Genomic DNA, 19,039 nt, shown 5'->3' with positions numbered 1-19,039 from the left:
CCACGCCGCAGGGGTGATCCGTTCGAAATTCCCCGCCGGTCCAAACTTTGATCCGCACAGGTAGAGACAGGGAGCCCCACCCCGAAGTAAGGTCGCGGCCAGTCCATGAGAGTGGACTAGACCCCTGCCTTTACTCGGATCGTCCGGCACGTTCCTGCCGGTGAAGGGACCAGATCAGCATGGCCACGGTTACGTACGACAAGGCGACCCGGATCTACCCGGGCACTGAGAAGCCCGCCGTCGATCAGCTCGAGATCGACATCGAGGACGGCGAGTTCCTCGTTCTCGTCGGCCCCTCCGGCTGCGGCAAGTCCACCTCCCTGCGGATGCTCGCCGGCCTCGAGGACGTCAACGGCGGCGCGATCCGGATCGGCGACCGCGATGTCACCCACCTCCCGCCCAAGGACCGGGACATCGCGATGGTGTTCCAGAACTACGCGCTGTACCCGCACATGACCGTGGCCCAGAACATGGGCTTCGCGCTGAAGATCGCCGGCGTCAACAAGACGGAGATCCGGCAGAAGGTCGAGGAAGCGGCCAAGATCCTGGACCTGACCGAGTACCTGGACCGCAAGCCCAAGGCGCTGTCCGGTGGTCAGCGGCAGCGTGTCGCGATGGGCCGCGCCATCGTGCGTGAGCCGCAGGTCTTCCTCATGGACGAGCCGCTGTCCAACCTGGACGCCAAGCTCCGTGTGCAGACCCGTACCCAGATCGCGAGCCTCCAGCGCCGGCTGGGCATCACCACCGTGTACGTCACCCACGACCAGGTCGAGGCCATGACCATGGGCGACCGGGTGGCCGTGCTCAAGGACGGGCTGCTCCAGCAGGTCGACTCGCCGCGCAACATGTACGACAAGCCCGCCAACCTCTTCGTCGCCGGCTTCATCGGCTCCCCGGCGATGAACCTCATCGAGGTGCCGATCACCGACGGCGGCGTGAAGTTCGGCAACAGCGTCGTCCCGGTCAGCCGCGAGGCGCTCAGCGCGGCGGCGGACAAGGGCGACCGCACGGTCACCGTCGGCGTCCGCCCCGAGCACTTCGACGTGGTCGAGGAGAACGGCGCCGCCGCCAAGGCCCTCACCAAGGAGAGCAAGGACGCCCCGGCCGGCCTCGCCGTCTCCGTGAACGTCGTCGAGGAGACGGGCGCCGACGGCTACGTCTACGGCACCGTCGAGGTCGACGGCGCGACCAAGGACCTCGTCGTGCGCGTCAACAGCCGTTCGGTGCCCGACAAGGGCTCCACGCTGCACGTCGTTCCGCGGCCGGGCGAGACCCACGTCTTCTCGACGTCCACCGGCGAGCGCCTGACCGACTGAGCGAGGTCAGCCGACGGTCGCCGACCGGCGAACGACTCGACTCCGCGGCGCCGCCCCTCCGCCTCGTGCGGGCGGGCGGCGCCGCCGTCTGTTGCGTCGACATGAGCGGGCATCTGTTGCCGTATCGACAAATACCCCGACAGATAAATACCCTTCCATATCAGGCATTTCACCCCAACCCGTCAAGGCGCATCCCACTCCCAGGGGTATCGCATCCCCCGAAACGGTGACTAAATGTCGCCAAATCATCGCTCCTCGCTACGATCGCCGCGTACCTCAGTCCCGTACGCACCGACCGTCGAGCACGGCCACGAACCGCGAGGAACGTCCTTGAACACCGCAGCACGCCGCATCGGCAGAACTCTCGCCCTCGTCCTCCCCGTCGTCCTCGTCCTCTCCGGGACGCTCGCCGTCACCCGCGTCCCGTGGGCATCCCCGGCGTCCGAGTCGCAGATCCTCACCGCCTCCTCCGACAAGGCGTCCACCCGCGCCGTCCACCGCGCCCCGCACGAAGTGCTGCGCGACCGGCTGCTCGCCGAGCTCCAGGAGAAGGACCCGGGCGTGGCGCTCACCCACCTCCAGGTCGCCACCTCCGAGCGCCCCTCGCTGGCCAGGCACTGCGCCTCCATCGCCCGCGCCCTCGGCCGCGCCGCGGTCGCCAAGTACGGCGGCACGGACCGCGCCCAGGCCTACTCCCGCCCGGTCTGCGACACCTCGTACGCGACCGGCGTGGCCCGGTCCCGCCCCTGACGCGGCTCGCGGCCCCCACCCTTATGTCCTCGGCGGTCCCGCATATCGTGCGGCCCATGACAGATGACGCCCGCACCGCCGCGCGGCACCCGCTGCCGGCCCGCCCCACGCAAGCCGTCGTCCTGGCCGGAGGCCAGGGCTCACGGCTGCGCCCCTACACCGACGACCGCCCCAAGCCGATGGTCGAGATCCCCGGCACCGGCACCCCGATCATCGGCCACCAGCTCGCCTGGCTGGCCGCCGAGGGCGTCACCGACGCCGTGGTCTCCTGCGGTCACCTCGCGGCGGTGCTCCAGGACTGGCTGGAGTCGGCGGACCTGCCGCTGCGGGTGACCACGGTCGTCGAGAAGGAGCCGCTCGGCCGCGGCGGCGGTCTGAAGTTCGCCGCGGCGTCGCTCCCGCACCCCGACCGGTCCTGGTACGCCACCAACGGCGACATCTGGACCCGCTTCTCGCTCCGCGAGATGGCCGACTTCCACCGCGAGCGGGACGCGGTCGCCACGCTCGCCCTGGCCCGCCCGCGCATCCCCTGGGGCGCGGTGGAGACCGACGAGTTCGGCCACGTCCTCGACTTCATCGAGGCGCCGCCGTCGCCATACCTCATCAACGCCGGCGTCTACGTCTTCTCCGCCGCCTTCACGGAGCTGCTCCCCGACCGGGGGGACCACGAGCGCACCACCTTCCCCCGGCTCGCCCGCGAGCGCCGCCTGGCCGGGTTCCCGCTGCCCCACGGCGCGTACTGGCGCGCCATCGACACCGCCAAGGACCTGACCGAGGCGGCGAAGGAGCTGGCCGCCGGGTCCCCGCCGCACGGCTCGCTGGGCCAGGCCTCCGCCGCGCAGCAGGCGTGAGCGCAGCCCCTGGGGCGGCCGCCCCAGGGGCGTGCTGAGCCACCAAGCCCCGACAGCAGCCGACCCGGCCCAGGCATTGCCTGAGCCGGGTCGGCGTCTGTGTAGGTATCGGTGTCGGTGTCGGTGTCGGCGTCGCTGTGCGCGTCAGCCGAGGAGGCCGCCGAGTGCGCCGCTGCTGCCCTCCGTGGCGCCCTCGGTGTAGCCGTAGGCGTCGCCGGACGTGCCGCCGCTGCCCGTGACCGTCTCGGGCCAGGTCTCGCCCTCGCCGATCCCCAGGCCGCCCCGGCCCGCCCGGCCGCCCGCCGAAGACGGCCCTTCCGGGGTCTCCGGCGCGACGGGCCGCCCCGGCCGCCGCGGGGCGGTCCGCGCGCCGCCCGGGGAGTGGCTGGGGCGGGCGGAGCCGACGGCCGGGGCCGACGCGCTGGGCGCCCCCGTCGACGCGGCGGCCGACGGGGGCGTCGGGCTGGTCACGGGCGCGCGCGGGGACGGCGCCCCGCCCCCGCCGAGGGGCCCGCGGGTGGCGCCGGTGGGGCTCTGGTCGGCCCGCCGCGGCAGCGGCGAGCCGGGCAGGTTGTTGGTCGGGATGTCGCTCGGCTCCGGGCCGCGCACCGTCTCCGACGCCCGTACGGCGCCGCCGAGCATCGAACCGAGGAGCAGCGTCAGCCCGGCCACGATCAGCGCCATGAAGGTGCCCCGGCGCAGCACCCGCCGCCGCAGCTCCCACACCCCCACCCGCGGCCCGAGCCGCCGCCACGCCTCGCCCGCGAGCCGGGCGTCAGCCGAGTACACCGGGGCGCCCGCGATGATCAGCGGGCTCCAGGCGGCGAGGTAGATGATGTCCGGCGCGTCGTACACCGGCACGGTCCGCCAGCTCACGGTGAGGATCAGCGCGGCCGACAGCGTCGCGCCGAAGAAGGCCGCCAGCCGCTGCCACAGCCCGAGGACCGTGAGCACCCCCACCACGACCTGGAGAAAGGCCACCGTCAGGCCCGCGCCCACCGGGTGCCCGAGCGCGAGGTCGCGCAGCGGCTCCGCGATCGGCCAGGGGTGCAGCGACCGCAGCCAGGTGACCATGGAGCCGCGCTCGCCGCCGTCGAAGTAGACCGGGTCGGAGAGCTTGCCCATGCCGGCGTAGACGGAGATGAGGCCGAGGAAGATGCGCAGCGGGAGCAGCACGACGCCCAGGTTCATCCGGCGGCCGGGGTAGTAGGCCTGGTGCCGCGCGGAGTCGGAGTGGCGGCGCGGGCGCGGCACATCCGCGCTGCGGGCGGCCCGCCCCTGCGGCGCGCGCGGCTCCCGCGGTGCCCCGTGCCGCGCCCCGGCCCCGGCCCCGGCCCGGTCGGCCGGCGGCAGGGCCTCGTCACGCGGGCTGCGGCGCGGGCCGACGACCGTGGGCGGGCCGTCGTCGAAGGTGAGGCGCGGCAGCACCTGAGTGGCGGCCGCTTCCTCGACGCCGTCCCCGCCGACGGCGCCCGTCTCCGCGGGTCCCTCCCCCGCGTACCGCACGGCCTGGAGCAGCCGGGTGGCCGCCACGTCGCCGCCGGGCCGGGTGCGGCCGCTCCAGACCACGGGCGGGCGGCGCCTGGCGGCGGCCGGGACGCGGGCGAGCCGCGTGGTGTCCGACAGCGCGCTGCTCACCACCGGGGTGGCGAGCTGTACCCGGAAGCTCGCGGGATTGACGGTGACCTGCGCCGGATCGCTCGGCACCTTGGCCATGGCCAGCTGTGGCTCGTCGTCAAAACCCGGTGCGCGTCCCCCCGTGGGCGTGCGGGGTGTTCTGGTCTCCACGCTCATCTAACCGAGTGACGCGCGGATAAGACACTGCCGTGACCGCCCCGGGGTGTCCGAGGCCCGTCAAGTCATGATCACACAAGCCCTGCCGGACACCCGGTCGGCTCACATCCGGTGCCGGACCGCCTCGTACAGCACGACGCCCGTCGCGACGCCCGCGTTGAGCGACTCGGCGCCGCCGGGCATCGGAATGCGCACCAGTACGTCGCAGGTCTCGGCGACCAGCCGGGACAGCCCCTTGCCCTCGCTGCCGGCCACGATCACCACCGGGCCCTCCAGCACCTCGGCGTCCTGCACCTCGGTGTCGCCGTCCGCGTCCAGGCCGACCACCATCAGGCCCGCCTTCTTGTACGCCTCCAGCGCCCGCGTGAGGTTGGTCGCCCGCGCCACCGGCGTACGCGCCGCGGTGCCCGCCGAGGTCTTCCACGCCCCCGCCGTCATCCCGGCCGCGCGCCGCTCCGGCACCACCACACCGTGGCCGCCGAACGCCGACACCGACCGCACCACCGCGCCCAGATTGCGCGGGTCGGTCACCCCGTCGAGGGCGACGATCAGCGGGTCCTGGCCCTCGTCGGCCGCGGCCGCGACCAGGTCCTCGGGGTGCGCGTACTCGTACGGCGGCACCTGGAGCACCAGCCCCTGGTGGTTGAGGCCGTTCGTCATCCGGTCCAGCTCGGGGCGCGGGGCCTCCATGAGGTGTATGCCGCCGCGGTCGGCCGCCAGCTTCAGCGCCTCGCGCACACGGTCGTCGCTGTCGATGAACTGCTGGACGTACAGCATGATGGCCGGCACGCCCTCGCGCAGCGCCTCGACAACCGGGTTACGGCCCACCACCAGCTCATTCGTGCCCTTGCCGCCGCCGCGCCGGGGGGCCGGACGGCGGGCCGCCTGCTTGGCGCGCGCATGGGCGACGCGCTGCTTGGCGTGGCCCTTGCGCATCTCGGCGGGCGGGGTGGGGCCCTTGCCCTCCAGGGCCCGGCGCCGCTTGCCGCCGCTGCCGACCGTCGCGCCCTTCTTGTTGGCGGTGCGGCGGTTCCTGCGCTGGCTGTTGCCGGCCATGGGGTTCACCTGTTTCTCATCCGTGGCCGCCCGCCGGCCGCCCGGCCCTGGGGGCCTCACGGCTTCGCGCGGCTGTGCCGCCGGGCCTGGTCCGGCGGCTGCCTGCTTGTGTCATGTCGTGGTGGGTGTGCCGGTCGGCACACCGCGTCGGTCAGGGCGGGGCGGGCCCGGGTCAGCGCGAGCCGAGCTCCCAGCGCGGCCCGCTCGGGGTGTCCTCGATGACCAGCCCCGACTGCTGGAGCTGATCGCGGATGGCGTCCGCCGTCCCGTAGTCCTTACGGGTCCGCGCGGCCTGCCGCTGCTCCAGGACCAGCCGTACGAGCGAGTCGACCACGCCGTGCAGATCCTCACCCCGGTCCGGGCCGCCCGCCCAGTGCTCGTCGAGTGGGTCGAGGCCCAGCACGCCGAGCATGGCACGCACCTCGGCCAGCCGCGCGACCGCCGACTCCTTGTCGTCGGCGGTCAGGGCGGAGTTCCCCTGGCGGACGGTGGTGTGGACGACCGCGAGCGCCTGCGGGACGCCGAAGTCGTCGTCCAGCGCCTCCGCGAACGCGGGCGGCACCTCGGGCGCGGGCGGGACGACCTTCCCCGCCTTCTCGGTGACCCGCTGCACAAAGCCCTCGATGCGCGCGAACGCGGACTCGGCCTCGCGCAGCGACTCCTCGCTGTACTCGATCATGGAGCGGTAGTGCGGGGTGCCGAGGTAGTAGCGCAGCACGATGGGGCGCCAGTGCTTGACCATCTCGGAGACCAGCACCGAATTGCCGAGCGACTTGCTCATCTTCTCGCCGCTCATGGTCACCCAGGCGTTGTGCACCCAGTACGCGGCGAAGTCGTCGCCGAACGCCTTGGCCTGCGCGATCTCGTTCTCGTGGTGCGGGAAGATCAGGTCGACGCCGCCGCCGTGGATGTCGAAGGCCGAGCCCAGGTACTTGTGGGCCATCGCCGAGCACTCCAGGTGCCAGCCGGGCCGGCCGCGCCCCCACGGGGTCTCCCAGCTCGGCTCGCCGGGCTTGGCCGCCTTCCACATGGCGAAGTCGCGCGGGTCGCGCTTGCCGTACTCACCCTCGCCGGAGGGCTGGCGCAGCCCGTCCAGCTCCTGGTTGGACAGCTGGAGATAGCCGGGGTACGAGCGCACGTCGAAGTAGACGCTGCCCTCGGCGGCATAGGCGTGGCCCCGCTCGATCAGGCCCCGCATCATCTCGATCATCTCCGGCACATGACCGGTGGCCCGGGGCTCGTAGGTCACGGGCAGGCAGCCGAGGACGTCGTACGCGGAGTTGAAGGCGCGCTCGTTCTCGTAGCCGATCGCCCACCACGGGCGGTTCTGCTCGGCCGACTTGGCGATGATCTTGTCGTCGATGTCGGTGACATTGCGGATGAACGTCACGTCATAGCCGCGGTAGGTGAACCAGCGGCGCATGATGTCGAAGTTGAGGCCCGACCTGATGTGCCCGATATGCGGGGCGGCCTGCACGGTCGCGCCACACAGGTAGATCGAGACACAGCCCGGCGTGAGCGGGGTGAAGTCACGAATCTGCCGGGCGCTGGTGTCGTACAGGCGAATAGTCACGCATCAAGGGTAGACGGAAGGGGGCAGTGCCCCGCGACCTTATGGCCGCAGGGACACAGAAGCGTGACACTTGGGACGCTCCGGCCGGCTCAGACCCTTCCGACGATCTTGCGCGGGGTGATCCGTACGGCGATGCGCTGGGCGTCCTCCGCGGCCGCCGGATTGAACTCGGCGTACCTCTTCCCGGTGTACTTGAGCGACAGCTCGTCGATCAGGGCGTCGGCGCCCTCGGTGCTGTAGGCGGCGCTGCCGCGGATCTCCGCGTACGTGTACGGCTCCTCGGAGGGCTGCACCACGACCGACACCCGTGGCTCCCGGGCGATGTTCTTCTGCTTCTGCCGCCCCATGGTGGTCGAGATCAGCAGCTCGTCGCCGTCCCGCATCACCCAGACCGGTGAGAGCTGCGGGCTGCCGTCGGGCTGGATGGTCCCGACGGTCACGAAGACGGGGGTGTCGAGGAGACGCTTGAGCTCGTCGGAGAGTGCGGCTGACACGGCGGTTCCTTCCCTCGCGCGATACGTACACGAGATGCGTACGGTGTGTCGGATACCCGATGGGCGCCCGACACACCGTCAAATCCCCGCGAGAGGACCGTTCGGCGGAGCGACTTTCCCCCGCTCACCGCAGGCGGCTAGGCCGCTCGCACCACGAGGGCCGTGGCGATCGCCGCGAGGCCCTCGGCGCGGCCGGTGAGGCCCAGTCCGTCGGTGGTGGTGCCCGAGATGGCCACGGGGGCGCCGACCGCCGCCGAGAGCGCCTTCGTCGCCTCGTCCCGCCGCTTGCCGATCTTCGGGCGCACGCCGATCACCTGGATCGCCACGTTCCCGATCTCGAAGCCCGCGCTCCGGACGATCCGGGCGGCCTCCGCCAGCAGCGTGACCCCTGAGGCCCCGGCCCACTCGGGGCGGTCGGTGCCGAAGTGGGCCCCCAGGTCGCCGACCCCGGCGGCGGAGAACAGCGCGTCGCAGGCGGCGTGCGCGGCGACATCGCCGTCGGAGTGCCCGGCCAGGCCATATCCTCCGTACTCATCGCCTTCCCACAGCAGACCCGCGCACCACAGCTCGCGGCCCTTCTCGAAGGCGTGCACATCCGTGCCGATGCCCACGAGCGGCAGCCCGGTCAGGTCAGAAGCCATCGGTGGCCCTCCTCCGGGCGAGCACGGCCTCGGCCAGCACCAGATCCAGCGGCCGGGTCACCTTGAACGCCTCCTCGTGGCCGGGCACCACCACGACCTCGGCCCCGAGCCGCTCCACCATCCCGGCGTCGTCCGTCGCACCGTCGCCCTCCAGGACGATCTTCTCGTGCGCGGCGACCAGCGTGGCCCGGTCGAAGCCCTGGGGGGTCTGTACGGCGCGCAGCCGGGCGCGCTCCGGGGTGCCGACCACCGGCTCGGGCTCGCCCGCCCGGTCACCGGTGCGCGGCTCGACCTGCTTGACGGTGTCGGCGAGCGGCAGCGCCGGCACGACGGCGGGCGCCCCCTCCCGTACGGCGGCGACGACCGCGTCCACGGTGTCCACGGGGACCAGCGGGCGCGCCGCGTCATGGACGAGGACGATCGCGACGTCCTCGGGGACGGCGGCCAGGCCGCGCCGGACCGACTCCTGACGGGTCTCGCCGCCGGGCACCACCACCACGTCGGTGTTCCCGGTGAGCGGGTAGGCGTCGAGCAGCCGGCGGACCTCATCGGCCCCGTCGGGCGGGGCGACCACGACCACGAGCGTGACGGAACGGGACCGGGCCATCGCCCGTACGGCATGGACCAGCATCGGCGTGCCGCTGAGCGGGCGCAGCGCCTTCGGCGCGCCGGGCCCGAGCCGCACCCCGCGGCCCGCCGCCGGGATGACGGCGGCGGTACGGGTGGGGCGGGCGGGGCTCTCGGCGCCCCCGGGATTCGCGGACTGCCCTGATGCGGACATTGAGTTGGCGTTCAGGTTTGCTTCCTCAACCGAAGTGGGTATGGCCACAGCGTGCCGGGCGCGATGCCCCGACCAGCCCCTTCCGTGACGACTGGTCGAGCCAGCTGCCCGGGCCCGGCACACCAGCACCGTCGGCGCGGAGCCGGCGGCAGTGGGACCAGCAGCCGGATCACTGGCGGCAAGCACCGGCATGCGCACATGCCGCAGCGCCCGGCGACACGACAGACGCTAGGTCACGCTAGGTCTGAGTCACTCGGGCACCGCGGCATCTATGTGTCAGGACGCGAGGACCTCGTCGAGCAGGGCCTCGGCCTTGTCTTCGTTGGTGTTCTCCGCGAGGGCGAGCTCACTCACCAGGATCTGGCGTGCCTTGGCAAGCATGCGCTTCTCACCGGCGGAAAGTCCGCGCTCCCGCTCTCGACGCCACAGGTCGCGCACCACTTCGGCAACCTTGATAACGTCGCCGGAGGCGAGCTTCTCGAGATTTGCCTTGTAGCGACGGGACCAGTTCGTCGGCTCTTCGGCGTACGGCGCGCGCAGCACCTCGAAGACCCGGTCCAGCCCGTCCTGGCCGACCACATCACGCACACCGACGAACTCCGCATTGTCCGCCGGCACACGAACCGTCAGGTCACCCTGAGCGACCTTGAGCACCAAGTAGGTCTTGTCCACGCCTTTGATCTGGCGAGTTTCGATGGCCTCGATCAGCGCGGCCCCGTGATGGGGATAGACCACGGTGTCGCCAACCTTGAACGTCATGTGACAGGTACCCCTTCCGTGGCTATCCAGGGTAACACGGGAACGCCTTCTTCTGAATGGCGTTTTCGCAGGTCAGGGCATATCTCGGGGCTTGACAACAGCAGGCGGAACGTGCTGGGCGGGGCCCGTGGAAGCGGGTATTCGCAGGTGGGAGCGGCTGCGCGGGCACGGCGAAACCCGTACGTTACACCCCCCGACAGCCCCCCAAGAGTGACCTTACGTCCCGTTATGCCGGAGTCCGGTCGAAGGACTTCCGCTACTCCGTTCGGGCCCGGAGCGACTGTTCCCATCCCGTTTCCCGAATTGATCACGCCAGAGTGGATCAAGGATGGATCAAGGGTGGATCAACAGTGTTGATCAATTCTCGGACGTCCACACATTCCTTACCGATAATCGCCTCTACCGACACCGGGCCGATATTCGTCACGCACGTCGGAGACGGGAGTCAGAAGCGGGACACGCGCGCTCAGAAGTGAACCCGGCGGGTCGAAGACAGACCGAAGACGGGCCGAAGTCAGACCGAAGACGGGCCGTGGACGAGCCGAAGATCGGATCACCGGACGGCGCCACAGCGGCGGGGCGTGGCACCGGGTGGGTCGGGTGCGGCCCCGGGCAGGGGGATCGGTAACCTAAGCCCGCTGATCCAGTTTTTACACAGCCCTACCTAGCCCTAGGAGATGCCGCCGCCGTGAGCAGCAGCCTTCGACGCGGCGTCCTCGCCGCCGCCCTCGTGGTCCCGGTCGCCTCGATCTCCGCCTGCGCAGCCGGCAACGACGCGCAGACGCTGGAGGTCAAGCCGGACAACGCCGCGACGTCCGTCGGCGATATCAAGATCCAGAACGCCAGCATCGTGACCCAGCCGGAGCGCGAGGCGAAGGGCCCGGCCGTCGTCACGGCCAAGATCTTCAACAACGGCGGCTCCGACCAGACCATCAAGGCCATCACCCTCCCCGGGACCAGCTCCACGGTGAAGGTGTCCCCGGCCAAGGGCACGGGCCCGGTCGTCGTCCCGGCCGGCGGCGCGGTACTCCTGGGCGGCAAGGGCAACCCCTCCGCGGTCATCGCGAACGGGCGCGAGGCCGCCAGGGACGGCGACGCGCAGCGGGTCGTCTTCGACCTCAGCAAGACGGGCGACGTGCCGATCACCGCGTTCGTGGTTCCGGCACAGCACTACTTCGAGGGCTGGGGCCCCTCGCAGCTGCCGACCGCGCCCCCCACGAACACGACGCCGACGACCCCGGCCGGCAAGCAGAGCAGCAAGCCGGGCAGCACGCCGTCCGGCACCGGGACGGGAACCGACAAGCCGTCCGGTGAGGCCACGAACAAGCCGTCCGGCGAGGCGGGCGAGAGCAACGCGCCGTCCAACGGCATCGCCTCGGGCGAGCCGGCGCCCAACCAGTAGGCCACCGACGTACAGACGCCGCTGGGGCCCTGGAAGCGACTTCCAGGGCCCAGCAGCGTGTGGCTTACGGCTTACTTACGGTTTACGGCTCGAACGTGTAGCCCAGACCGCGGACCGTCACCAGGTACCGGGGCGCGCCCGGGTCCGGCTCGAACCCCCTCCCCCGTGCGCCCCTCGCACCGATCGGCCCCAGGGGGCCTCACGGGCTTCGGGACGCTGCGCCGGACTCCGCCCGGCCATCGCGGGCCCGGGTTTACGGCTCGAACTTGTAGCCCAGACCGCGGACCGTCACCAGGTACCGGGGCGCGCCCGGGTCCGGCTCGATCTTCGCGCGCAGCCGCTTCACGTGGACGTCCAGCGTCTTCGTGTCGCCCACGTAGTCCGCGCCCCACACGCGGTCGATCAGCTGCATCCGGGTCAGCACCCGGCCCGCGTTGCGCAGCAACATCTCCAGCAGGTCGAACTCCTTCAGCGGGAGATCCACCTTGCCGCCGCCGACCGTCACCACGTGGCGGTCCACGTCCATCCGTACCGGCCCCGCCTCCAGCGCGGCCGGGGTGACCTCCTCCGGCTCCCCGCGGCGGCGCAGCACGGCCCTGATGCGGGCCACCAGCTCGCGCGAGGAGAAGGGCTTGGTCACATAGTCATCGGCCCCTATCTCCAGGCCGACGACCTTGTCGATCTCGCTGTCCTTGGCGGTCACCATGATCACCGGGACGTTGGAGCGGCCGCGCAGCTGGCGGCACACCTCCGTGCCGGGGAGGCCCGGCAGCATCAGGTCGAGCAGCACCAGATCGGCGCCGTTGCGCTCGAACTCGTCAAGCCCCTCGGGTCCCGTTGCCGCGATGGCGACCTCGAATCCCTCCTTGCGAAGCATGTACGACAGCGCGTCGCTGAACGATTCCTCGTCCTCGACGACCAGAACTCGGGTCACGGAAGGACCTCCGGGGCAGAAAGGTGATCACAGGAATTGGTCTCGTACGGCCGGTCCTGGTCCTCTCCATCGAGGTCAGCGTTGGTCTCGTACGGCTCTCGCGACGAGCGGTCGCGGGATCGGTCGCGGTCGCGTACCGAGCCGGCTTCCGGCAGCCGCAGGGTGAAGGTGGAGCCCTGTCCCTCGGCGCTCCACACAGTGACCTCCCCGCCATGCGAGGCGGCCACATGCTTGACGATGGCGAGCCCGAGGCCGGTCCCGCCAGTCTGCCGCGAGCGTGCCGGGTCGACCCGGTAGAAGCGCTCGAAGATCCGCTCGCGGTCCTTCTCCGAGATGCCGATGCCCTGGTCGGTGACGGCGACCTCGATCAGATCGCCACCGGTGGCGGGGAGCCGGCGGGCGGCGATGCCGACACGGGTGCGGGCCGGGCTGTAGTTCACCGCGTTCTCGACGAGATTGCCGAGCGCGGCGGCCAGCTGGCCGCGGTTGCCCCACACATGCAGATCGGCGGTGCCGCCGGTGGCCATGGTGATCTGCTTGGTGCCCGCCTGGTGGCGGCACCGGTCGATGGCCTCGGTGACCAGCTCGTCCACGCGGACCGGCTCCGCGTCCTCCAGCGGGTCGTCGTTCTGTACCCGGGAGAGGTCGATGAGCTCCTGGACCAGGCTGGTCAGCCGGGTCGCCTCGATCTGCATCCGCCCGGCGAAGCGGGTGACCGCCTCGGGGTCGTCGGACGCGTCCATCACCGCTTCGGACAGCAGGGACAGCGCGCCGACCGGAGTCTTGAGCTCATGGCTGACGTTGGCGACGAAGTCGCGCCGCACGGCCTCGATCCGGCGGGCCTCGGTGAGGTCCTCGACCAGCAGGAGCACCAGCCGGGAGCCCAGCGGGGCGACTCTGGCCGACACGGCGAGGGCCTCGCCGCGGCCCGTGCCGCGCCGGGGCAGGTCCAGCTCGATCTGCCGTATCTCCCCGTCCCGCCGGGTGTCGCGAGCCATCTGGAGCATCGGCTCCACGGCCAGCTTCCCGCCGCGGACCAGCCCGAGCGCGTACGCCGCGGAGCTGGCCTTGACCACGGAGTCCGCCTCGTCGAGGACGACTGCCGAGGAGCGGAGTACGGAGAGCACGGTGTCCACGCCGGGCGGCAGCACGGCATCGGTGTGCAGCGAGGAGCGCGTAGGCTTCGCCTGTTCGCGTTCGCTCCAGCGGAACGCCAGCATGGCGATGACGCCGGTGCACAGCCCGGCGAGCGCCGCCAGTGCGGCGATCGCCGCGTTCACGTTCATGCATCCAGGTTATGCGCGGCGCGAGACAGCTCCACAGTCCCAGACGGGCACCCTCAGGGAGACGTTTCCCAGAGTTCACCGGGGAGTCAGTGGCGGTTCACTCCGGATGCCGGAGCCCGACGCGTTTTGGCCGGAACGTGGAAGCCTGGGGGGGCGGCGAGTCCGCGAGTCCACCGAGATCCACTAGCGAGACAACAGCGAGAGAAGGTCAGTGATGCGGGACGCGTACCACGAGGAGCTCGACTCGATCGGGGATGGCCTGGTCGATATGGCCCGGCTGGTGGGCTCTGCGATCGGACGGGCGACGACGGCGATACTCGACGCGGACCTCAAGCTCGCCGAGAGCGTCATCGCCGCAGATGAGAAGGTCGACGACCTTCAGCGCGACCTGGAGGCGCGGGCCATCACCCTGCTGGCCCGGCAGCAGCCGGTCGCCACGGATCTGCGGATCGTGGTGACCAGCCTGAGGATGAGCGCCGACCTGGAGCGGTCCGGCGACCTGGCGCAGCACGTCGCCAAGCTGGCCCGGCTCCGCTTCCCGGACTCGGCCGTTCCGCGTGACCTGAACGCGACCATCCTGGAGATGGGCCAGCTGGCGCAGCGGCTGATGGCCAAGGCCGCCGAGGTGATCATCACCAAGGACGTCGACCTCGCGCTCCAGCTGGAGGAGGACGACGACGCGATGGACCTGCTGCACCGCACCCTCTTCCAGCACCTGATGGACGACCGCTGGAAGCACGGCATAGAGACGGCCGTCGACGTGACGCTGCTGGGCCGCTACTACGAGCGGTTCGCCGACCACGCGGTCTCGGTCGCCAAGCGTGTGGTGTACCTGGTCACCGGCGAGCACGCCGACGAGATCGCGCAGGCGGAGGCGCCCGAGGGCGCGTGACCGCCGGCCCGGTTCGGTTCGGTTCGGGGCGTGAGGGCGGCGCTGTGCGCCCTCACGCGCCGGGCGCGCGCCCACCGCGCGGCGAGCCCCGTGCATCCGCGCGCCGTCCATGCGCCGCTACGGGCAGGGGCCGGGGGACCGGCACCATGGGCAGGAGGTGCACCCTCCCGAGACCTCCCTGGAGGCGACTCATGGCCGACTTCCCCACTCCCACCCCCGCCGACCCCACCCGGCCGGCGGCCGAACACCGCCCCCCGCTGCCCATCCTCGGCGCCTGCGGCTGCGGTTCCGGCTGTTCCTGCGGCTGCCAGTCCGGCGGATCCTGCTCATGCGGCGGCAACTGCGGCTGACGCCCTCTTCTCATCGCATTCGCTTCATCGCATTCACCTCATGCCGAAGGGCCTTCGACCGGATGCCGGTCGAAGGCCCTTCGGCATGCGCCGCCGGGGTCCAGATACCTCGACGGGCCCTCAGGCGCCGTCACGGCAGGGACCGGCGGTGCCGCCCTGTCCTTGCCCGAGGCCGCCCGGCCGTTACGCCACCGCTTGCCCGTCCGGTAGTTGATCCCGACGCGTTCGCCGGCTTCGGCGCCGCGCGACGGGCGGCGGGCGGCCGGGGCGCGGCCGCATATGCCTGTCGGAACTCTCTGCTCACGCCTCTTGTGTGGTGGGGCCCAGGTACCTATGGTTCGTAGAAATCGGTTTCTAGGAGGTCCGCGTGATGCGGAATCACGCGGGGAACCGGCGTCACCTGGGCATGGGGAGCGCGTTACAGCCGTACTCACCCGCATCGGGCACCGTCGCGACCCGCGGATGAAGAAAACGTATTCCAACCTCGCGGTTCTCACCCAGGGCGCCGTCCGACCGGAGTCCAACCCTCGCCCCCCACTCATGCCTCCTCGATCGGCCGACCGCGGCCCACGACCACCGGCGTCCGGGCCCGGGCCGGCAGGCACCACACCCCATGGAGAGTTGTATGTGGAAAGAACCAGGGATGAGGCTCAGACATACGCGGTGGTGGGCGATGGCCACCGTGGTATGTGCTCTGCTCGCGACCTTTGTTCCGGCGTCCTCCGCGGCAGCGGCGACGACCTCCGATCCGGCGGCCGGCGAATTCCCCGCCGTCACGCTGAAGGAGGTCACGAGCAGCGACGGGTTCGTCCACCCCGGTATCGCGGTGAGCGCGTCGAGCCTGCGGCTGGCCCGTCGGCAGGTGCTGGACGGCGTGGAGCCGTGGGCCTCCTACTACGCGTCCATGCACGGCACCAAGTACGCGTCACGCACCCTCACCCCCGTCAACGGTGGATCGGGGGTCGACACCCCGAAGTCGGACGCGTTCAACTCGCAGGGCATCGAGTCCAGGTTCATCGAGGATGCCTTCGGTGCCTACACCCAGGCGATCGAGTACTTCATCACGGGTGACCCCGTCTACCGCGCGAACGGTATGCACATCATCCGGACGTGGTCCCACATGGACCCGGACAAGGTCGCGCCGTATCCGGACGACCACATCCACGCCGGCGTCCCGTTGATGCGCATGCTCGCCGCGGCCGAGATCTTCCGCTACTCCAGCGTGAATCCCGGCTCCGACGGCTACGACACCACCTGGACCGACGCGGACACCACGAACCTGACCAAGAACCTCGTGACGCCCGTCATCAAGACCTTGCTCTACGGCAACACCTTCTTCATGAACCAGCAGTTGTACCCGATCGTCGGTGAGCTGGCCGGCTACGTGTTCACCGACAACCGGGCCGGCTACGAGCAGGCTGTCGAGTGGTTCTCGGTCAACAAGTCCAACCCGAACCGCCACACCAACGGGGCCCTGAACTCCCTGCTCCGCGTGATCAGCGCGGACGACCCGCTGAACACTTACGGCTACTCGTTCGTACAGCACCAGGAGATGGGCCGCGACCAGGCGCACGCATGGGACGGCATCGACATCGCGACGGAGATCTCGCGCATGCTCACGGTGCAGAAAACCCGGCTGGACCCGGTCGCCGGCACCGTGTCCACCAAGCCGAACGCCGTGTCCCCGTTCCGGTTCGGCAACGACCGGCTTCTCGCGGGAGCGGACGCCTGGTACGCGTACATGACGGGCAAGACCGTCCCTTGGATCGACACCACGGGCGGTCCCGGCAAGCTCTCCGAGGCCTACCGGGGACGCGTGTTCCAACCCATCGACGAGCTCTACAACATCTACCGGTACGAGTTCGGGGTCGACGTCAAGGAAGCGGCCCCCAACCTCGCGAAGGTGAAGGAGCAGGCCGACGGCCCCGAGTTCTTCTGGGGCACAGGGGCGTACAACTTCTGGAACAGCAACCCCGACTACAACCCGGACTACTGGCTGTCGCTGCCCGAGAAGGTGGCCGGGCAGACCCGTCCGAAGCAGGAAAAACCCCTGGTGCGGATGGCGCACCGCAGCATTCCCCTCGACGGCCGCTCCGGGGTCCGCGAGGAGGACGGACGCGACATGGTCCGGATGCGGGCGTCGAAGAAGGGCGCCACCATCGCGGTCCGCACCCTGATGTACGACAGCCGTAACGGATACAGCCCTGTGGGGGTGCTGATCCGCACCAACGGCCCGGCGACCCTGGAGATCCGCAAGGACATGTCGCTGAAGCCGTACCACACGGTGAGCCTGCCCGACACCCACGGCAAGTGGCGTTACGTCACGTACGACATGGACCTCGGCATCCTTCACGGGAGCACCGCGGGCGACAACCTGGCGTACTACACGGTCGTCGGCGCCTCGGACGTGAACGTCGACATCGACAGCGTCAACCTCCAGGCCAAGGCCCAGCTCACCCCGCCGACCTTCCCGCAGGGGCAGCGGACCACACTGGTCGGTGTGGCCGGGGCGCCGCTCAAGCGGTCGCTCGCCGCGACCGACTCGGGCGACGAGACCCTCACCTACGAGGCTTCCGGTCTTCCCGAGGGCGCCACGCTCGACAGCACCACCGGAGCGTTCAGCTGGACACCCACCAGCTCCCGGACAGGTGACGTCCACGCGTCCGTCGTCGCCTCCGACGGCAAGACCGACACCGTCCTGAAGCTCGACCTGGTGGTCGCACCGGACCGGGCGGGCGCGCTCACCGCCGCACAGGACGGGTTCGATCCCAAGGCGACGTACGTCCGCGAGCCCCTCCAGGGATTCGAGGACGCGGTGTCCTCCGTCAAGGCCACGATCGACACGGCCGATGACAGCACCTTCCTGGCCGGGCTGGTCACCGTGCAGGACGCGGTGAAAGCGCTGCAACTGCTCAATCCGAAGCTCGCCGACGGCACCCTGAGTTACCCGCCGCTGGTGACCTCGTCCCTGTCCGCACCCAATGTCTGGAACATGACCGACAGTGACATCAACACCTTCTCCGGCGATCTGAAGGCTCCGTTCACGCTGGACTTCGGAACCGGGTTCCGGGTGCGGGCCGACGCGTTCGGGCTACAGGCCCGGTACAACTTCGGCAACCGCTCCCAGGGCGCCAACGTCTACGGGTCGAACGACGGCTCCACCTGGACCCTGCTGACCTCACGAGAGACCACGAACACGACCCCGGACTTCAAGATGGAGACCATCCCGGTTCTCTCCAAGGTCCAAGACAAGGCGTTCCGCTTCCTCAAGGTCCAGGTCGACGACCCGGGCGTGCCCACCGACCCGAGCTACCCCGGGATCTCCTCCTTCGGCGAATTCCGGATCCACGGTTCCCGGATCGAAACAGCGCAGGCCGTCAAGTCGGCGACGCTCTCCTCCAGCAATGACGACCCGGCACGGGCCGTCAACGGCGACAAGGTGACCCTCGACCTGGTGACCACGGATCCACTGGCCAAGGTGAACGTGCGCATCGAGGACACCGACGCGCACGTCACCAGCACCGACAGTGAGCACTGGCGCGCCACGGTGGTGTTGCCGGAAGACGTGGACTTCGGCCGCGCACTGCGCTTCACGGCCGACTACACAACGGCCGACGACGAAATCGGCTCGACGGTCTTCCATACCACCGACGGGTCGTCGCTCCAACTGTGGAACACCCACATCGTGTCCGACCGGATCGACCAGGCCTGGGTCGACGCGTCCACCCCGCAATGGCCGGGCAGCGGCACCACGGCAGCCAACGGATGGCGGATGTTCGACAGCGACATCGCCACCTACACCGATACCACCACCTCGAACGGCTGGGTGACCGTCAAACCGACCGACGGCTCCTCCCTGGCAGCCGACGCCGTGATGATCCGCCCCCGCGCGAAGTACCCGGACCGGGCCAACGGCACGGTGCTACAGGGCTCCACCGACGGCGGGAAAACCTGGACGACCTTCCTGACCATCACGGGCATGACCAGTGACCAGCAGTGGTACACCTTCAAGCTGCCTCAGCGGACCGTGATCCCGATGCTGCGCGTCTACGACGGGCACGGCGGCAACACCAACCTCGCCGAGGTCCAGCTACTACGGTTCGACTCCTCGTCCCAGTAACCCCAGGGCCGCGGACGCTCGGCCCCGGCCCAGCAGTAAG

Annotated in this window: 15 protein-coding genes and 1 pseudogene; 6 read left to right on the top strand and 10 right to left on the bottom strand. The window is 70.6% G+C overall.

The window, feature by feature from the left end:
* The first annotated feature begins 179 nt into the window (after positions 1 to 179).
* The 3 genes from ACZ4WQ_RS38185 (at position 180) to ACZ4WQ_RS38175 (ending at position 2,917) form a co-directional block, all read left to right on the top strand.
* On the top strand, positions 180 to 1,316 hold the full coding sequence (locus tag ACZ4WQ_RS38185; protein WP_311724501.1) for an ABC transporter ATP-binding protein: 1,137 nt from the start codon (positions 180 to 182) through the stop codon (positions 1,314 to 1,316).
* Positions 1,317 to 1,646: 330 nt separating this feature from the next.
* Positions 1,647 to 2,066, top strand: a complete 420-nt coding sequence (locus ACZ4WQ_RS38180) for a hypothetical protein (protein WP_311724502.1) — start codon at positions 1,647 to 1,649, stop codon at positions 2,064 to 2,066.
* A gap of 56 nt (positions 2,067 to 2,122) precedes the next feature.
* Positions 2,123 to 2,917, top strand: coding sequence for a nucleotidyltransferase family protein (locus ACZ4WQ_RS38175; RefSeq protein WP_311724503.1), 795 nt, complete (start codon positions 2,123 to 2,125; stop codon positions 2,915 to 2,917).
* A 144-nt stretch (positions 2,918 to 3,061) separates the two neighbouring features.
* Here the strand turns inward: ACZ4WQ_RS38175 and ACZ4WQ_RS38170 are convergent, their stop codons facing one another.
* The 7 genes from ACZ4WQ_RS38170 to ACZ4WQ_RS38140 all read right to left on the bottom strand — a co-directional run bounded on the left by ACZ4WQ_RS38170 (position 3,062) and on the right by ACZ4WQ_RS38140 (position 10,015).
* Positions 3,062 to 4,711 carry a DoxX family membrane protein gene (locus tag ACZ4WQ_RS38170; RefSeq protein WP_398374820.1) on the bottom strand — a complete coding sequence of 550 codons (1,650 nt, stop codon included), beginning with the start codon at positions 4,709 to 4,711 and terminating at the stop codon, positions 3,062 to 3,064.
* Between the two features lie 102 nt (positions 4,712 to 4,813).
* A complete protein-coding gene (gene rlmB / locus ACZ4WQ_RS38165) occupies positions 4,814 to 5,767 on the bottom strand; it encodes a 23S rRNA (guanosine(2251)-2'-O)-methyltransferase RlmB (protein WP_398374822.1) in 954 nt (317 codons plus the stop codon).
* Between the two features lie 172 nt (positions 5,768 to 5,939).
* Positions 5,940 to 7,340, bottom strand: a complete 1,401-nt coding sequence (gene cysS / locus ACZ4WQ_RS38160; protein ID WP_311724506.1) for a cysteine--tRNA ligase — start codon at positions 7,338 to 7,340, stop codon at positions 5,940 to 5,942.
* A gap of 89 nt (positions 7,341 to 7,429) precedes the next feature.
* Entirely contained in the window at positions 7,430 to 7,834 is a 405-nt protein-coding gene (locus tag ACZ4WQ_RS38155; protein WP_311724507.1) for a PPOX class F420-dependent oxidoreductase, read from the bottom strand.
* A 137-nt stretch (positions 7,835 to 7,971) separates the two neighbouring features.
* The gene (ispF, locus tag ACZ4WQ_RS38150; protein ID WP_311724508.1) at positions 7,972 to 8,475 is read right to left on the bottom strand and encodes a 2-C-methyl-D-erythritol 2,4-cyclodiphosphate synthase; all 504 of its coding nucleotides are present in this window, start codon (positions 8,473 to 8,475) and stop codon (positions 7,972 to 7,974) included.
* Positions 8,465 to 9,256: a 2-C-methyl-D-erythritol 4-phosphate cytidylyltransferase gene (gene ispD / locus ACZ4WQ_RS38145; protein ID WP_311724509.1), complete on the bottom strand. Its 792-nt coding sequence runs from the start codon at positions 9,254 to 9,256 to the stop codon at positions 8,465 to 8,467. The genes ispF and ispD overlap by 11 nt, the downstream gene beginning before the upstream one ends.
* Positions 9,257 to 9,532: 276 nt before the next feature.
* Complete coding sequence (locus tag ACZ4WQ_RS38140; RefSeq protein ID WP_003953493.1) at positions 9,533 to 10,015, bottom strand: CarD family transcriptional regulator; 483 nt, start codon at positions 10,013 to 10,015, stop codon at positions 9,533 to 9,535.
* Positions 10,016 to 10,703: 688 nt separating this feature from the next.
* Here ACZ4WQ_RS38140 and ACZ4WQ_RS38135 point away from each other — a divergent pair.
* Positions 10,704 to 11,417, top strand: coding sequence for a DUF461 domain-containing protein (locus ACZ4WQ_RS38135; RefSeq protein WP_398374825.1), 714 nt, complete (start codon positions 10,704 to 10,706; stop codon positions 11,415 to 11,417).
* A 253-nt stretch (positions 11,418 to 11,670) separates the two neighbouring features.
* On the opposite strand, the gene phoP is transcribed toward ACZ4WQ_RS38135, so the two are convergent.
* Positions 11,671 to 12,351 (bottom strand): two-component system response regulator PhoP, encoded by a 681-nt coding sequence (gene phoP / locus ACZ4WQ_RS38130; RefSeq protein ID WP_009716928.1) that lies wholly within the window; start codon positions 12,349 to 12,351, stop codon positions 11,671 to 11,673.
* Positions 12,348 to 13,637 carry a two-component system sensor histidine kinase PhoR gene (gene phoR, locus ACZ4WQ_RS38125; RefSeq protein WP_311724511.1) on the bottom strand — a complete coding sequence of 430 codons (1,290 nt, stop codon included), beginning with the start codon at positions 13,635 to 13,637 and terminating at the stop codon, positions 12,348 to 12,350. Before phoR ends, phoP begins: the two co-directional genes overlap by 4 nt.
* 214 nt (positions 13,638 to 13,851) lie before the next feature.
* Between phoR and phoU the strand changes: the two genes are divergently transcribed.
* On the top strand, positions 13,852 to 14,529 hold the full coding sequence (gene phoU, locus ACZ4WQ_RS38120; protein WP_311724512.1) for a phosphate signaling complex protein PhoU: 678 nt from the start codon (positions 13,852 to 13,854) through the stop codon (positions 14,527 to 14,529).
* A gap of 451 nt (positions 14,530 to 14,980) precedes the next feature.
* On the opposite strand, the pseudogene ACZ4WQ_RS38115 reads toward phoU, so the two are convergent.
* Positions 14,981 to 15,115, bottom strand: a pseudogene (locus tag ACZ4WQ_RS38115) (IS30 family transposase); the annotation flags it as partial.
* Positions 15,116 to 15,552: 437 nt separating this feature from the next.
* On the opposite strand from ACZ4WQ_RS38115, the gene ACZ4WQ_RS38110 reads away from it, so the two are divergent.
* Positions 15,553 to 18,999, top strand: a complete 3,447-nt coding sequence (locus ACZ4WQ_RS38110; protein ID WP_398374828.1) for a putative Ig domain-containing protein — start codon at positions 15,553 to 15,555, stop codon at positions 18,997 to 18,999.
* Positions 19,000 to 19,039: the final 40 nt, after the last annotated feature.

It is taken from the genome of Streptomyces sp. NPDC028305 (genome assembly GCF_055569495.1).
This window is presented reverse-complemented; position numbering and strand designations above follow the sequence as displayed.

Excerpts from the sequence above, each read along its gene's own strand:
- ACZ4WQ_RS38185 (WP_311724501.1), top strand. The coding sequence starts at position 180 with ATGGCCACGGTTACGTACGACAAGGCGACCCGGATCTACCCGGGCACT.
- ACZ4WQ_RS38175 (WP_311724503.1), top strand. The coding sequence starts at position 2,123 with ATGACAGATGACGCCCGCACCGCCGCGCGGCACCCGCTGCCGGCCCGC.
- ACZ4WQ_RS38170 (WP_398374820.1), bottom strand. The coding sequence starts at position 4,711 with ATGAGCGTGGAGACCAGAACACCCCGCACGCCCACGGGGGGACGCGCA.
- rlmB (WP_398374822.1), bottom strand. The coding sequence starts at position 5,767 with ATGGCCGGCAACAGCCAGCGCAGGAACCGCCGCACCGCCAACAAGAAG.
- ispF (WP_311724508.1), bottom strand. The coding sequence starts at position 8,475 with ATGGCTTCTGACCTGACCGGGCTGCCGCTCGTGGGCATCGGCACGGAT.
- ispD (WP_311724509.1), bottom strand. The coding sequence starts at position 9,256 with ATGTCCGCATCAGGGCAGTCCGCGAATCCCGGGGGCGCCGAGAGCCCC.
- ACZ4WQ_RS38140 (WP_003953493.1), bottom strand. The coding sequence starts at position 10,015 with ATGACGTTCAAGGTTGGCGACACCGTGGTCTATCCCCATCACGGGGCC.
- phoR (WP_311724511.1), bottom strand. The coding sequence starts at position 13,637 with ATGAACGTGAACGCGGCGATCGCCGCACTGGCGGCGCTCGCCGGGCTG.
- phoU (WP_311724512.1), top strand. The coding sequence starts at position 13,852 with ATGCGGGACGCGTACCACGAGGAGCTCGACTCGATCGGGGATGGCCTG.
- ACZ4WQ_RS38110 (WP_398374828.1), top strand. The coding sequence starts at position 15,553 with ATGGCCACCGTGGTATGTGCTCTGCTCGCGACCTTTGTTCCGGCGTCC.